The organism is Streptomyces sp. NPDC091649, assembly GCF_044756785.1.
Classification (GTDB): domain Bacteria; phylum Actinomycetota; class Actinomycetes; order Streptomycetales; family Streptomycetaceae; genus Streptomyces.
The window spans coordinates 83,415-99,190 of sequence record NZ_JBIVTR010000009.1; the positions used below are offsets into that span (position 1 = coordinate 83,415).

The window sequence follows — 15,776 nt, forward strand, 5'->3', positions numbered from 1 at the left end:
CCGCTCATCGTCGTGTCGTCCCGCAGGCATGGCCGTTCAGCCTGAAGACCCGGGGGTCGTGCACGAGGCCGGTGGGCCGGCCGTTGAAGCCGAACCGCACGGTGCCGCCGGGCGCGAGAGTGGCGTTCCAGCTCAGGGCCTCGGCGGTGACCCGGGGCCCGGCCTGCCCGATGTCGGCGCCCCAGGCGTCGGTCACCCGCTGCTGGTCGGCGAACGTCCAGTCGAGCCGCCAGGGCTGGACGGGACGGTCGCCGGTGTTCTTCAGCGCGACCTGGGTGGTGAAGCCGTTGCTCCAGCGGTGCGAGGTGTAGGTCACCTCGCACCGCGCCTTCACGGGCTCACCGCCGCCCAGATCGTCCACGTAGGACGCGACCCAGGCGAGCGGGGCGTTCCAGTTGATCGTGATCTCGTTCGTGGCCCAGGACTCGATGTCGTCGATGTAGCACATCGCCGGTGCGCAGCCCTTCAGCTTGGCCTGCGCGACCGGGTCCTCGATGGAGGCGTTGGGGCCGCCGGCCAGGGAGCCCGCTGCGGGGTTCGGCAGGGCCGGGTCGAGCTGGTTGGCCCAGAAGCGGTGGTGCTGGTTGCGCGAGTCCCGCTCGCCGTACCCGGTGACGTAGGACTGGTTCAGCGCGTTGCGGCCCAGCAGGTAGTCGAGTCCGCGCAGTACGGCGTCACGGTAGGCGGTCCTGCCGGTCAGGTCGTGCGCGGAGCCCAGGACGACCATGTTGTTGGCGACCTGGCTGTTCGAGCCCCATACGTAGTGCCCGTCGTCGGGGGCGTACGGGAGGCCGTACGCGGCCCCGGCCGAGTCGGCCGCGTATCCGTCGGCGGCTTCGGTCACCATGCCGCGCACGATGGCGAGTTGATCGTCGGACAGCTCGCCCGGCACACTCGCGAGGTTCAGGGCGCCGAGCCCGGCGACCGAGCCCCAGGACATGCCGCCGCGCGGGAAGACCGCGTCGGTGTCGCCGTGCAGCGGGGAGCGGAGGACTTCCTGGCGGTAGCCGTCCTCGCCGGTGGTGAGGAACAGTTCCGCCGCCGCCCAGTAGAACTCGTCCCGCACGTCGTCGTCGTTGTAGGCGCCGCCGCCCGTGGCGTCCTGCGGATCGGCGAGGACGTCCGGGTGGGCCTTGGCCGCGGTCCACGCGGACCGCGCGGCCGAGAGGCACTGCGCGGCGAAGTCCGCGTCGTAGGCCCGGAAGAGCCGGGCGCACTGGGCGGCGGTGGCCGCCAGGTTGAGGGTGGCCGCGGTGGTCGGCGGATGCAGTTCCCGGGGCTGGGGGTCGCGGTCCGGCCGGAGCGGCAGTCCGGTCCACGCCTTGTCGTGCAGCTTGTGGTGGGCCATGCCGGCGAGCGACTCCCCCGCGGGCACCTGCATCCGCATGAGGAACTCCAGTTCCCAGCGCGCCTCGTCGAGGATGTCGGGAGTGGCGTTCCCGTGCTCGGGCAGCCGGAGCTCGCCGTCGCCGAGCGGTCCGGCGTCGGCGGTCTCCTCGTACAGGGTCCGCTCGAACGTGGACATCAACTGGGCGACCGATATGCCCCCGTTGACCACGTACTTGCCGTGGTCGCCGGCGTCGTACCAGCCCCCCGCCGCGTCGAGACGGTAGTCGCACACGCCCGGCTGGCAGGGCACGTCGTTGTCGCCCTGGTTGGGGCTCACGCCGAGGTGGCCGGCCGGCCGCGCGTACTGTTCGCCGACGATGTCCGCGTCGATCTCGATGCCGCTGCGGTTGTGGTAGAAGTACGCGAGCGCGTCAGTGCGCAGCGAGGAGTAGAGGTCGTCGCCGATGGCGAACGGCTCGCTCCTCTCCCCCGCGACCGTGACGGTGTATCCCTCCCCCGGGGTCGCCACCGCGCTGAAGTCGAAGGTGTGGACGGTCTGCCGCGAGGCGGTGTCCAGGCCCGCCGGAGTGGTGGTGCCGCCGGCCACGCGCGTGCCGGCGGCCGAGTCGAGTGTCCAGGGCAGCGGGCCGGTCCCGTCGGTGACGACGGTGCCGGACTTGGGGCCGTGGGTGAGGTATCCGACCTGGTTGACCCGGACCGGGGAGCCGGTGTCCGGTTCGTACGGCGGCGGCGCGGTTCCGCCGCGCAGCGATACGTCGTCGACGCAGAAGGTGAGGGCCTCGGCGCTGCCCCCGATCTGGAAGGCGAGCTGCGCCGCGTCGTGGTCGGCTCCGGCCGTGAAGCTCTCGGTGACGCGTTCGGCGGTCGTCCCGACCGGCTGCGCGGTGGCGAGCTCCGTGGTCCACGGTTCGGCGGCCATCTGCACGTTGGTGCGGATGGTGACCGGCACGGTGGAGGTGGCCGTGTAGCTCAGGGTGTAGCCCTCGCCGGCGGTGAGGGCGAGCCCGTTCTGCCCGACGATGGCGTCCCACGCGTTGTCCGTGCCCGCGGGGACCTCGGCACAGAGGCGTCCGTCCGAGACGGCGACGGGGCTGTTGGCCGTCGACCACCAGGGGGCGGTGCCCGCGGAGAAGTCCCCGTTGACGATGAGCTCGGGGACCTCGGATGCCTCGTCGACGGGTTGGGCCGCACCGGCGGGGGCGGCGAGGGTGCCGGCCAGCAGCCCGGCGGCGGCTGCGACGCCCGCTAACACGCTGACGCGTCTGGAGCGGTCCCGTCGGCGGAACGTACGGGACGGGCGGGGAACGAGTGACTGATGTCGCGGCACACTGAGGTCCTTACGGGAGGGGGGAAGGCATGCGGTGACTGGGGCACCTGCTTGCGTACGGCGGAACACGGACGAAAGTGGGAGCGCTCCCAATAAGTTCGGGGTCACGAGAGGCGCCGTCAAGCGGTTGGACAGGATTCGCCGCTCCGCCGGTCTCGCGGGAGATGACCGTCCGGGCCTGGAGCACCACGCGACCCCGCCGGGACGGGACGGCCGACTCGGCCCCAGCCCGGACCCACCTCGCACCGCGCGACATATACCTCACGATGGGTTGTCAGGGGCACGGCAACTCTCTACAGTCCGTAGCACCAGCGGGTGGGAGCGCTCCCAGCACCGAATGGCCGGCGCTTCCGATTCCGTGATCGCCTCATCCGGTCATCGCTCCCAGAGAGGCCCCGCATGCGAGCGTCACCGCACTCCCCCAGCACCGCGCGCAGCCTGCTCATCGCGCCTGCCGCCACCGGCCCGACGCAGCCCCCTCGACGTCGCACCCCGCCCGTGCGGGCTCGGCCCCAACGGCACGGCCGCCTGAACTGATCGGCGGTGCGAGCCGGCCCCGCCTCCCCGCCACCTCCCCCGGTACGGGGCGCGGGCCCCGTGACGTCCGCCGCACCGCTCACAGCTCCGCGCGCGCCGGCCCGCACCTCGTCGGCGCCTGCGGTGCGGCGGCCGGTCCGTCCATGGCAGCCGCAATCCGGCCCGGCCGGTCCGCCTCCGGCGGGACGGACCGGACGGCTACGGCCGCACACCGGGAGTTCCGCGCACCGGCCGCGGCGTTCCCCCTGCCTCGCCGCCGCGCTCGCCGCCCGGAACAGCGCCCCCCTGGACCAGGCGCCGCCCCCAGACCCCTCGCCCCACGGCGGCCGCGGGAGAGGAAGCACCACCGGAAGACCATCCCCACACAGGCACAGGAGACCTCATGGCCCCACACAAGAAGCTGTTCACCTCCCTGGCGGCGGTGCTGGCGACACTGCTCGGCGGAATCGGCCTGACCCTGATGGGCCAGGGCGACGCGGAGGCGCACGGCGTCACGATGACACCGGGATCGCGCACCTATCTCTGCATGCTGGACGCCCGGACCGGCACCGGCGCTCTGGACCCGACGAACCCGGCGTGCAAGGCCGCGCTCGACGAGAGCGGCGCGACCGCGCTGTACAACTGGTTCGCCGTGCTCGACTCCAACGCGGGCGGACGGGGCGAGGGATACGTCCCGGACGGAAAGCTGTGCAGTGCCGGTGACCGGTCACCGTACAACTTCACCGGCTACAACGCCCCGCGCTCCGACTGGCCCCGGACGCACCTGACGTCCGGGAAGACGATCCAGGTCAAGCACAGCAACTGGGCCGCGCACCCGGGCTCCTTCCGGGTGTACCTGTCCAAGCCCGGCTACTCGCCCACCACCGAGCTGGGCTGGGACGACCTGGAACTCATCGACACCGTCTCCGACCCGCCGCAGGCGGGCGGGGCCGGTACTGACGGGGGCCACTACTACTGGGACCTGGACCTGCCCTCCGGCCGCTCGGGTGACGCGGTCATGTTCATCCAGTGGGTGCGCTCGGACAGCCAGGAGAACTTCTTCTCCTGCTCCGACATCGTCTTCGACGGCGGCAACGGCGAGGTGACCGGCATCCGCGGCTCGGGCGGCACCCCGACCCCGACACCCACTCCCACTCCCACCACTCCGACCCCGACCCCGACACCCACCGACCCCCACACCGGGTGCATGGCCGTCTACAGCGTGACCAACTCCTGGAACGGCGGCTTCCAGGGCTCCGTCGAGGTCATGAACCACGGCACGACGGCGCGTGAGGGCTGGGCCGTGCAATGGAAGCCCGGCGCGGGCGCCCAGGTCAACAGCCTGTGGAACGGGGCGCTGACCGCGGCGCCCGACGGCACGCTGACCGTCAGGAACCTCGACCACAACCGCACCATCGCACCGGAGGGCAGCGTCACCTTCGGGTTCACCGCGACATCGACCGGCAACGACTTCCCGGTCGGCTCGATCGGCTGCGTCACCCCGTAGCCGATCGACGCACGCAGCGCCGGTTCCCCCATCGCGGGGGAACCGGCTCTGCCGTGCGCGTGACACGCCCGCACGTCAGGCACCAGGACAGGCGGGGACGCCCTGATGCTCCAGTGCCTCTGCCGCGGCGCGTCCACTCCGACTGGGCGGGCCCACCGCGGTGTTTCCGCGGTGGCGACCGCAGAGCCGGCCTCCGGAGAGCGCCGGGCACATGAGGGCGCCGACCTCGTGGCGGTGCGCGGGCGACGCCACACCTCGACCGAACCATGACACGTGCGTGACCGGACTCGTCGCGGCACTGCGTCCGAGCGATGCGACCCCGAGGTGTTCTGGTTCGCGAACAGAGCGAACCGACGCAACTCACGTATGACACCGGTCGAAGTGTCGAGCGCCGTCGCTCATCAGGTGGCCGCGAGCGGCGTCAACACCTCTCGCATGATCACTGCCTGCATCGAAACATTTGCGACGACGCCTACGACAGCCGAGACCCTAGGTCTGCTGACCACTAACCGGCGCATGACCACGCACGACAAAGCATGACGTGGCGGACGACGAAGACCTGGCGGACCCCACCGCTCGACGGGCATCCGCACGCTCGCCCCGAACTCGGTCTTACGACATCCGTCGACGGCGGCACTGGGGCCGGCCGTTCGACTCGACGGGTTCGAAAGCTTTCGAAGGATGAACAGAAATCTTTTCTGCCGAGAGTGTTGACGATGCATCGTCAATACCTCAATCATTCCTGTCTGGGATACCGGCCACAGTTCGATGCACCGATCGCACCGGCCTTGGGCAAGCCGTGCCGCACAGCAGAGCCGTCCGCCGAAGCACCTGCGCCACCTGTTTCGTTCCAGTGAGGTTCGCACCAGCGCATCCTGACTCTTCACACAGCTGGAGAGGTACGCGACGCCGCTCCGAGGTCCCCCGCCCGAGCGGCGATGGAGTATCCCCGTGCCTGGCTCGAAACGTGCCCGCTCCCAAGAAGGCTGTGCTCGGTGCCCCCGTGCCAACCGGGGCTCCGGCCCGCCCGTCAGTTCGTCCGTCCGCCAACCGGGCGTGGACGACGCAACCCCTGCGCTTCAGCCCTTCCGTGATTTCTACCTAGGAGGCACAGTCATGGGCTCGTACGACCTTCCCAGACCCGTTATCCGCCTGAAGATCCGCAGCCTGCTGTTGGCGCTGGTCGTCGGCGTGCTCGCTGCGGCCGCCACGCTGGTGGCCCCGCCGGCCTCACAGGCCGCCGAGAGCACGCTCGGCGTCGCGGCGGCGCAGAGCGGCCGGTACTTCGGCACCGCCATCGCCTCGGGCAAGCTGGGCGACCCGGCGTACACGACGATCGCCGGCCGTGAGTTCAACTCGGTGACGGCCGAGAACGAGATGAAGATCGACGCCACCGAACCGCAGCGGGGCCGATTCGACTTCACCGCCGCCGATCGCGTCTACAACTGGGCGGTGCAGAACGGCAAGCAGGTGCGCGGCCACACCCTGGCCTGGCATTCCCAGCAGCCCGGCTGGATGGAGAGCCTCAGCGGCAGCACACTGCGCCAGGCGATGAATGACCACATCAAGGGCGTGATGGCCCATTACAAGGGCAGAATAGCCCAGTGGGACGTGGTGAACGAGGCGTTCGCCGACGGCAGTTCGGGAGCCCGGCGAGACTCCAACTTGCAGCGCTCCGGCAACGACTGGATCGAGGTCGCCTTCCGCACCGCGCGCGCCGCCGACCCGGCGGCCAAGCTCTGCTACAACGACTACAACGTCGAGAACTGGACCTGGGCCAAGACCCAGGCCATGTACGCCATGGTCCGGGACTTCAAGCAGCGCGGCGTGCCGATCGACTGCGTCGGCTTCCAGGCGCACTTCAACAGCGGCAGCCCCTACCACAGCAACTTCCGCACCACGCTTCAGAACTTCGCCGCCCTCGGCGTCGACGTGGCCATCACCGAACTCGACATCCAGGGCGCTCCGGCCGCGACCTACGCCGCCGTGACCAACGACTGCCTGGCCGTCCCCCGCTGCCTCGGCATCACCGTCTGGGGCGTGCGCGACAGCGACTCCTGGCGGTCGGAGCACTCGCCGCTGCTGTTCAACGACGACGGCAGCAAGAAGCCCGCCTATGCCTCCGTCCTCAACGCACTCAACGGCGGCTCGTCCACACCCCCGACCGGTTCCGGAGAGATCAAGGGCGTCGGTTCGGGCCGGTGCCTGGACGTGCCGGGCGCCAGCACCACCGACGGCACGCAGCTGCAACTGTGGGACTGCAACAGTGGCACAAACCAACAGTGGGAGCTCACCGCCGGAGGCGAGCTCCGGGCCTACGGCGACAAGTGCCTGGACGCCGCCGGGACCGGCAACGGGGCCAAAGTCCAGATCTACAGCTGCTGGGGCGGTGACAACCAGAAATGGCGCCTCGACTCCGGCGGATCCATCGTCGGAGTCCAGTCCGGCCTCTGCCTCGACGCCGTCGGCAACGGCACCGCCAACGGAACCCCGATCCAGCTCTACTCCTGCTCGAACGGCAGCAACCAACGCTGGGCCCTCACCTGATGGGGCCCGCCACCAACGAAAGGGCGTGACCATGAGGGCCGGCGGTGCGGCCTCTCCCTCCTCTCCAGGAAGACATCGTTGATGGCCCCGGGCCGCCGCCGCGGTGGCGGCGGCCCTCGCGGTCCCCGAGGCGTGCGACGCCCGGCCGGTCAACCGCACCAGCGACAAGGCGGTGGGGGTGCAGGAATCCGCCTCCACCGTCAGCGTCGGCAGACGGCCATGACACGGTGCTCGCCCGCATAAAACGCCTGCGCGGGCCAGGCGCGTCGTGTGTGCTCATGTGCGAAGCCACTCGCCGCTTCCGCCCCCATGCCACCGTCGCTGAGGCGGAACACGCGCCCATCACCGCCGATGAGTTCGAGGCCCTCCGCGACGAGCTCCACCGAGCCCGGTGGCGGCAGGGCTCGGACCGGACGGATGCCGCGTGACCCTCACTCACGTCCCCGGGCGGCACTGCCGGCGCAGGCGTCTCTCAGGGAGGCGCACGTCAGGCAACGTGCAGGAGGCGATCCGTCCGTTCGCCCTCTCGTACCGGCCACGCTCACCGTCCGGCAAGGCCACGAGCGTCACGGCGTATCGAGTCCGGGCCAACGCGCCGGCCGGGACCGCCTCGTCGGCCCTGCCGAGGACGGTCTCGGCGTGGCCGGGTCGCTCACCCCAGTCGGCTCAGCGCCGCCGACACCAGTGTTCGGACGCCGGGCGCGAGAACCGAAAGGTCGGGGGCGAACAGGGGGCTGTGGTTTCCCGGTACGCTGCCGATCTTCTCGGCCAGGTCCGCTCCCGGGGCCGCGTCCCACACCGCGGGCGGCGTCGACGTCACGTACCAGAAGTCGTAGGGCACGCCCTCGGGCGCGAGGAGGGAGAAGTCCTCGCTGCCCATCGCGGGGCCGAAGTCGAACACCGTGTGCGGTCCGAACAACTCGCGGTGCACGGCGGCGATCTCGCCGTCGAGGACGGTGTCGTTGACGGTGTTCGGGTAGCCGGGCCGGACCCTGACCTCCGGCGGCTTCGGGCAGCCCGCGGTCCGGCACTCGCCCTCCACGATGCGGCGGACGGCTCCGAGGACGCGGTCCCGCACAGTCGCGTCCTGGGTGCGGAGGTTCAGGGAGAGCCGGGCCTCGGCGGGGATGATGTTGTGCTTCGTACCGGCGTGGAACTGTCCCACCGTCAGCACCACCGAGTGGGCCGCCGCGACCTCGCGGGACACCACGGTCTGCAGGCGCGTGACGATGTAGGCGGCCGTCACCACCGGGTCGGTCGTCGACTCGGGCCGGGAGCCGTGACCGCCGACGCCGTGGACGACGACGTCGAGGTCGTCGGAGGCCGACATCGTGAGGCCCGGGGTGTGCGGGTAGAACCCGGCGAGACCGGGCGTGACGTGCTGGCCGAGCACCACGTCGGGGCGGGGGAAGCGGGTGTGCACCCCGTCGGCGACCATGGCCGACGCCCCACCGCCGGACTCCTCGGCGGGCTGCCCGACGACGACGAGCGTGCCCGACCAGGCGCCGCGGGCCGCGGCCAGCGCGCCGGCGGCTCCGGCGAGCCAGGTGACGTGCAGATCATGACCGCAGGCATGCATCACGCCGTCGACGGTGGAGGCGTACTCCAGACCGGTGGCCTCCTGGACCGGCAGTGCGTCCATGTCCCCGCGCAGCCAGACGGTCGGACCGTCGCCGTTGGCGAGAACACCGACCACCCCGGTACGGCCGACGCCCTCCGTGACGTCGTAGCCGGCCGCCCGCAGCAGCGCGGCGAGCTTCGCGGCGGTGCGGTGCTCCTGGAAGGCGAGCTCCGGGTGGCGGTGGAGATCCTGGTAGAAGTCCTCCAGGGCAGCGGGCTTCAAGCCGGCGGTGATCTCCTGCGTGAGGCGGGCGACGGCGGTCGGTTCGCTCATGCCGCTTACTCCTTCTCTTCGAATGTCGGCACGCTCGCCAGGAGACGGCGCGTATAGGGGTGCTGCGGGGCGTTGTAGACGTCGCGCACCGGGCCCTGCTCCACGAGTTCGCCCTGACACAGGACAGCGACCTCGTCGCTGACATGGCGGACGACGGCCAGATCGTGGGAAATGAAGATCATCGTCAGGGACAGGGATCGCTGTAGTTCCTCGAGGAGGTTGAGCACCTCGGCCTGTACGGAGGCATCGAGCGCCGAGGTGATCTCGTCGGCGATCAGCACTTCGGGTCCCACGGCGAGAGCGCGGGCGACCGCGATGCGCTGGCGCTGGCCGCCGGAGAACTCGTGCGGGTACCTGTCGGCCGCGGAGCCGTCCAGCGCGACGGTCCCCAGCCACCGTTCGACCGTCGCCGCGTGCTTCCTGGCGTCGGCGCGCAGCGGGTCGACGGCTTCGGCGATGGCCTCACCCACCGTCATGCGCGGGTTGAGCGAGGCGTACGGGTCCTGGGAGACGAGCTGCACCCGCCGGCGCGCCGCGGCGAGCTCCTTGCGTCCGAGGCCGGTGAGGTCCTCTCCGTCGAGGAGGATGCGGCCCGTCCTGGCGGAGTGGATGCCGACGACCGCCTTGGCGATGGTCGACTTCCCGGAGCCGGACTCGCCGACCAGGCCGAGGGTCTGGCCGGCCCGGACCCCGGTGGACACGCCTCGCAGCACGGTTCGCGCACGTCGGCCGTGGCCGAAGGCGACGGTCAGCTCCTCGACGGCCAGCTTGTGCGGGGATGAGGTCATCCGGCCTGTACCTCCTGTCGTACGGCATGGCAGGCCACGTCGTCGATCGGACGCGGGCGTTCGGTCGCGCAGACCGTGTCGAGCGCCACCGGGCACCTGTCGGTGAAGCCGCAGCCCGAAGGCCGGTCGGCGGGCGCCGGCGGGCGGCCCGGGATCGTGGCGAGCGGTGCGCGTCGCCCGGTGCCGGTGTCCCGCAGTCGCGGGCTCGCGGCCAGCAGCGCCCGGGTGTACGGGTGCCGGGCGCGGCCGGCCCGCAGGTCGGCCGCGGACAGTTCCTCGACGACACGTCCCGCGTACATCACCACGACCCGGTGGCACACCGTGCCGACGACACCGATGTCGTGGGAGATGAGGAGCACACTCGTGCCACGCCGGTGGTTGATGTCCTTCAGGACGTCGAGGACTTCGGCCTGGACGGTCACGTCGAGGGCGGTGGTCGGTTCGTCGGCGACGATCAGGCGGGGGCCCGGCAGCAGCGCGGCGGCGATCATCGCGCGCTGCCGCATGCCGCCGGACAGCTCGTGCGGATACTGCTTCATGACCCGGGCGGGATCCTTGATCCGTACCTGTTCCAGGGCCTCGACGGCCCGCCGGTGCGCCTCCTTCCCGCTCACGCCCTGGTGCACGCGGAGCGTCTCGGTGAGCTGACCGCCCAGCCGCAGCGCCGGGTTGAAGGAGGACGACGGGTCCTGGAAGACGATGCCGATCTCCGTAGCCAGACGTTCGGCGTCGGCTTGGGGGGCGGCCAGGTCTAGGTCGTCCAAGGTCAGTCGCGCCGCATGGGCGGACAGTCCCTCCGGCAGAAGCCGGGCCACGCTCATCGCCGTCAACGACTTGCCGGAGCCGGACTCCCCCACCAGGCCGACGATCTCGCCGGGCATGACGTGGAAGGAGACGTCGTCGACGAGACGGGTGCCGCCGGGCAGGACGACGGCCAGGCCGTCCACCGTCACCAGGGCGTCGGCGGGAGCCCGGTGCGAGGGCGCGGCCACGACGGTGGGACGTACCGCTGCGGCCTTCGCCCTCCCACCGCGGGGATCGAGCGCTGCGGCGAGGCCGTCGCCGACGAAGCCCACGAGGACGCCGGTCACGGTGATGGCCACGGCCGGGCCGATCGCCTCGGCGGGGTTGGTGTAGAGGGACTGCAGACCGGAGTTGAGCAGCGCGCCCCAGTCGTAATCCGGCGCCTGCACGCCGACCCCCAGGAAGGAGAGGCCGGACAGGGCGACGAGCACGTTCGCGAAGGCCACCGACAGCAGTACCAGCAGCGGCCCGGAGATGTTCGGCAGGAGGTGCCGGACGAGCACGCGGTACGGCGGTACGCCCATCAGGCGCGCCTGCGTCACGAAGTCGCGCTGCGCCACGGAGGCCGCCATGTTCGCCGTGAGGCGGGCGAAGGCGGGGGCGCCGCCCAGGCCGATCGCGAGGACGGAGGCGACGGGCCCGGTGCCGAGGACCGTGGCGATCACCAGCGCGAGGATGAGCGCCGGGTAGGAGATCATCACGTCGATCAGGCGCAGGCCCAGCTCGCGGACGCACCGTCCCGACACCCAGACGCCGGTGCCGAGCAGGATGCCAGCGACCGCGGCGATCGCGGTCGCGGCGAAGGTCATCTCCAGGGTGAGGCGGGTGGCGACCAGCGTCCGCGCCAGTACGTCGCGGCCGAGCACGTCGGTGCCGAGCCAGTGTCCGGCGCTCGCGTGCGCGCGGGCGGCACCGCTCAGCGCGGTCGCCTCCTCCTCCAGCAGGAGGGGCGCGACGATGCCGACGAGGACGATCAGTCCGAGGCCGGCGAGGGATACGACCAGGGGTGCGTTCCACCGGATGCGGCGCATCAGCGGCCTCCCTTTCCAGCGAGGGTGCGGGGGTCGAGGAGCGCGAGGACGACGTCGACGAGCAGGTTCAGCAGGGCGGCGAGCAGCCCCAGGATCAGGACGCAGCCCTGGATGACGGGATAGTCGCGGACGAGGAGCGCCTCCACGACGCGTTGCCCGATGCCGGGCCACGCGAAGACGGACTCGACGACGACCGTGCCGCCGAGCAGCCCGGCGAGGATCAGCCCGCCGAGGGTGAGCGTGGCGGTCAGCAGGTTGGGCAGGGCGTGCCGGGCGTACAGGCGCAGGGGCGGCAGGCGGCGGCCCCGCGCGGTCCGCATGTAGTCCTGGGCGAGGACGTGCGTGGCCTCGCTGCGCACGATGCGGGCCATGACGCAGGTGGCCGGCAGCACCAGGGCGGCGACGGGGAGCACCATCGACACGAGGGTCTCGGCGCCCGCCGCCGGGAACCAGCCCAGCTCGATGGCGAAGCCGAGGACGAGGAGGGTGCCGATGATGTACTCGGGTGTGGCGCCGACCGTCCCGGTCACGAAGGTGAACGAAGCGTCGGTGCGGCGGTTGCCGCGTGCCGCGGCGGTCAGTCCGATCGGCACGGCGAGCACCAGCACCACGAGGACGGAGAGCAGCGCGATCTCGGCGGTGAACGGCAGGCGGCCGCCGATGATCTCGGCCACGGGCTCCCGCGTCTGGAAGGAGGTTCCCATGTCGCCGCGGAGCAGACCGCTCGTGTACGTGCCGAACCGTACGAGCAGCGGCTGGTCCAGGCCGAGGTCGTGGCGGGCCCGCTCCACGTCCGCGGGGGTCGCTTCGGCGCCGGCGACCACGCGCGCCGGGTCCCCGGGGATGAGCTGCACCATCAGGAACGTACCGGCGACGAGCGTGACCGCGACGGCGATGAGCCCGACGAGACGCCGGACGAGGAAGGCGCCCCACGGGCCGAGCCGGGCCGAGCGCCCGGCCTCCGCGGCCGTCCCGACGGGCGATGCCGCCGCCATCAGCCGGTGACCCGGAGGGTGGAGACGGAAAGGGACCCGCCCGGCATCGCGAAGGAGACGCCCTCGCGGGCGACGTAGTGCACGTCGACCGTGGCCAGCGGGATCACGTCGTTGGCCTTGAGCAGCGCCTCCTGGGCCTTCTGCCAGGCGGCGCACTTGGCGTTGCGGTCCGTGGTGGAGGTGGCGGCGACGTAGTTCTCGGCGTAGGCCGCGTTCTTCACCGCGCCGTAGTTGAGGCCGCCTTCGGCTGGTCCGGGGCCCAGGAAGTAGGTGCCGCCGCGCGCGAGGGCGCCGCTGATCAGCGGGAAGACGGTGGCGTCCCAGTCACCCTGGTTGGCGGTGACGTCGGTGGCCCAGGCGGCGTTGTCGGCGTTGGTGAGCTTCACCTCGGCGCCGACGGCGCGCAGGGCCTCGGCGACGTAGGAGTTGCCTGCGCCGCCGGCGACCGCGTTGGACCCCTCCAGCTTGATGCTGACACCCTTCAGGGCCTGCTTCGCCGCGGCCGTGTCCGTCCTGGTCAGCAGTGAGCCGTCGGTGGAGACGCACGCCGCCTTCTCGTCCACGTACGAGGTGAGGGGCTGTCCGGTGCCGCCGAAGACGTTGTTGAACGCCTTGACGCTGACCGCCTGCGCGACCGCCCTGCGGACCTTCGGGTCGGCGCCCGGGCGTCCGGGGCGCTGGTTGAAGGCGATGTAGTTGCGGATGAACGGCGCCGATGTGACCGTGAACGCGGCGTTGCCCGTGAACCGCTCGGCGTCCGTGCCGGTGAGGGGGACCAGGTCGAGGGCGCCGGTCTGCAACTGGTTGGCGAGGGTCGACTCGTTCTTCGAGATCTGGACGCGCAGGCGTTCGGCCGGCTCCCCCGCGGGCGTCGAGGCGAATCGCGGATACGCCTTGAACCCCTTGCGCAGCCGCAGTTCGTACGAGGCGCCGCGTCGTGCCGTCACCATGTCGTACGGCCCGGTGGCCGCGCCCTCGACGGCGCCCCGGGCGAGGGCGGCGGAGCCCGCGTCGAGGCCGGCCTCGCAGATGATCCCGGCGGCGGTGCCGGACAGGCCGGCGAGGACCTCGCCCCATGGGGTGGCGGTGGTGATGGTGACGGTGCCTGCCGCGTCGTCGCCGGTGATCGTGGTCTTCTCCCCTGTGTTCGCGGCGCCGAAGGTGAGCAGGGCGCCGGCCGAGTTCGCCCGGTAGCGCTTCAGCGAGGCGACGACCTGCGAGGCGGTGAGCGCCTTCCCGTCGGAGCAGGTGAGGCCCTTCTTCAGAGTCAGCGAGGTCTTCGTCGGCGTGGACGTCCAGGTGTCGGCGAGACCGGCGACGAACGTACCGCCGTCGTCCTGGCCGATCAGCGGCTGGTACAGCAACGACGTGAGGGCGTAGTCCGTCGAGCCCGCGCCCTTCGCCGGGTCGAACGAGGTGACGTCGGAGGTGAATCCGATCCTGACCGTGGCCCGGCCCTCGGCGCCGCTCGATGACGGACCGCCGGTCGGCCCGGTAGTGCAGGCGGAGGCCAGGAGGGAGGTGGCGGCAACCGTGATGGCGCCGGAGAGGAACCGCGAACGGGGCATGGAGGACTCTCCAGGACTGAGGGCTGAGAAGGGGGCCTTGGGCTGGGAGGGGCGGAGGACCGGTGCGGGGCGGGACGTGGCGGGCGGTGGGACGAGCCGTGGGCCGGGCCGGGCCGGGATCGGGGAGCACGGGCAGTGCTGCGGTCTGTTGCGGCATACAGAACAGGCCACTTCCCTCCCGGCCCCGCAATTGCAAGAATCCGCGTCGGAAAGGTGATCGCATGCATGGATTCGCAGGACCCGCCGGCCCCAGGGCCTCCACCACCCCGTCCCGGGGAACACTCGATGAACTCGATCTCGCCCTCGTCAACGCTCTTCAGATGGCGCCCCGAGCCCCCTGGGCGCAGCTGGCCCGGCCGCTCGGCGTGGACGCGGCGACGCTCTCCCGGCGCTGGTCCCGGCTGCGGGACTCCGGTGAGGCGTGGGTCACCTGCTATGCGTCGCCCTCCCAGGTCACCTACGGCGCCCTCGCCCTGATCGAGGTGTCGTGCGTGCCGCAGGCCCGGGAAGCGCTGGCCGACCGGCTCGCCCGGCACCCGCAGGCGATGAGCGTGGAACTGGTGGCGGGATCCTGCGACCTGCTCCTGACGGTGGCCACGGCGACCATGTCGTTGATGAGCGGGTACGTACTCGCCCTCGGCCGTATCGAGGTGGTGACCGCCACGCGCACCCACCTGGTACAGCACGTGCACCGGGACGGCAGCGAGTGGCGCATGGACTCCCTCTCCCGCGACCAGAGGCGCGACCTGGCGGAGACCGAGGACGGTGGCGCCCACACCGCCGTCGCGGCCACACTCACACCCGAGGACCGCGTCCTGCTGCGCGTCCTCGCCGAGGACGGCCGCCGCTCCGTCACCTCGATCGCCGCCGAACTGGGCCGTCCGGAGTCAACGGTGCGACGGTCGCTGCATTCGCTGCTCCAAGGCGGCAGAGCGGTCCTGCGCTGCGACGCCGCCCAGCTGTACGCGGGCTGGCGCAGCTCGGCGACGCTCTGGATGTCCGTACCGCCCGCTCAGCTCATGGCCGCGGGCGACGCCTTGAGCCGTCTGCGGAGCACTCGTATGGCGGCGTCGGTGTCCGCCGAGGCGAACCTGCTGAGCGTGGTGTGGCTGCATGCCTTGGACGACCTCGGTCGATACGAGGTCCAGGCCGCCGCGCGGATCGCCTCTGTGCGCGTACGCAACCGGGCCGTGAACCTGCGCTGGGTCAAGCGCATGGGCCGCCTGCTCGGTGACGACGGCCGCAGCACCGGCTGCGTCCCGGTCGACCCGTGGGCCCCGATCGGCTGAACCGCCTTCGTCCGAATCGCCCTCCCTCCGGGTCCCGTCCGAGCCCCCCTTCCCAAGCCCGCAGCTGCGCTTTCCGGCACACCGCCCCCGGCCCTGGCGGATTCATGCAATCCGCAGGCCGGGTGGGGCAGTCCCCCTGAGGCTGACACCACCGCCGGAC

9 protein-coding genes are annotated in these 15,776 nt (G+C 71.6%); 3 read left to right on the top strand and 6 right to left on the bottom strand.

Annotation, left to right across the window (positions count from 1 at the left end):
• Positions 1-4 precede the first annotated feature (4 nt).
• Complete coding sequence (locus ACIQMU_RS17485; protein WP_402689153.1) at positions 5-2,602, bottom strand: glycoside hydrolase family 9 protein; 2,598 nt, start codon at positions 2,600-2,602, stop codon at positions 5-7.
• Between the two features lie 994 nt (positions 2,603-3,596).
• On the opposite strand from ACIQMU_RS17485, the gene ACIQMU_RS17490 reads away from it, so the two are divergent.
• Positions 3,597-4,700, top strand: coding sequence for a lytic polysaccharide monooxygenase (locus ACIQMU_RS17490; RefSeq protein ID WP_352243027.1), 1,104 nt, complete (start codon positions 3,597-3,599; stop codon positions 4,698-4,700).
• Positions 4,701-5,816: 1,116 nt separating this feature from the next.
• Positions 5,817-7,247 (top strand): endo-1,4-beta-xylanase, encoded by a 1,431-nt coding sequence (locus ACIQMU_RS17495; RefSeq protein ID WP_402689154.1) that lies wholly within the window; start codon positions 5,817-5,819, stop codon positions 7,245-7,247.
• Between the two features lie 652 nt (positions 7,248-7,899).
• Here ACIQMU_RS17495 and ACIQMU_RS17500 read toward each other — a convergent pair.
• From ACIQMU_RS17500 to ACIQMU_RS17520, 5 genes are read right to left on the bottom strand one after another with little or no spacing between them, the layout of a single operon-like run.
• Positions 7,900-9,141, bottom strand: coding sequence for an amidohydrolase (locus tag ACIQMU_RS17500; protein ID WP_352243029.1), 1,242 nt, complete (start codon positions 9,139-9,141; stop codon positions 7,900-7,902).
• Positions 9,142-9,146: 5 nt separating this feature from the next.
• Positions 9,147-9,929 carry an ABC transporter ATP-binding protein gene (locus tag ACIQMU_RS17505; protein WP_352243030.1) on the bottom strand — a complete coding sequence of 261 codons (783 nt, stop codon included), beginning with the start codon at positions 9,927-9,929 and terminating at the stop codon, positions 9,147-9,149.
• Positions 9,926-11,764, bottom strand: a complete 1,839-nt coding sequence (locus tag ACIQMU_RS17510; protein ID WP_402689155.1) for a dipeptide/oligopeptide/nickel ABC transporter permease/ATP-binding protein — start codon at positions 11,762-11,764, stop codon at positions 9,926-9,928. Before ACIQMU_RS17510 ends, ACIQMU_RS17505 begins: the two co-directional genes overlap by 4 nt.
• Entirely contained in the window at positions 11,764-12,759 is a 996-nt protein-coding gene (locus ACIQMU_RS17515; RefSeq protein WP_402689156.1) for an ABC transporter permease, read from the bottom strand. The genes ACIQMU_RS17510 and ACIQMU_RS17515 overlap by 1 nt, the downstream gene beginning before the upstream one ends.
• Entirely contained in the window at positions 12,759-14,327 is a 1,569-nt protein-coding gene (locus ACIQMU_RS17520) for an ABC transporter substrate-binding protein (protein WP_352243034.1), read from the bottom strand. Before ACIQMU_RS17520 ends, ACIQMU_RS17515 begins: the two co-directional genes overlap by 1 nt.
• 221 nt (positions 14,328-14,548) lie before the next feature.
• Here ACIQMU_RS17520 and ACIQMU_RS17525 point away from each other — a divergent pair, with 221 nt between their 5' ends.
• Entirely contained in the window at positions 14,549-15,616 is a 1,068-nt protein-coding gene (locus tag ACIQMU_RS17525; protein ID WP_352243035.1) for an AsnC family transcriptional regulator, read from the top strand.
• The last annotated feature ends 160 nt before the right edge of the window (positions 15,617-15,776 follow it).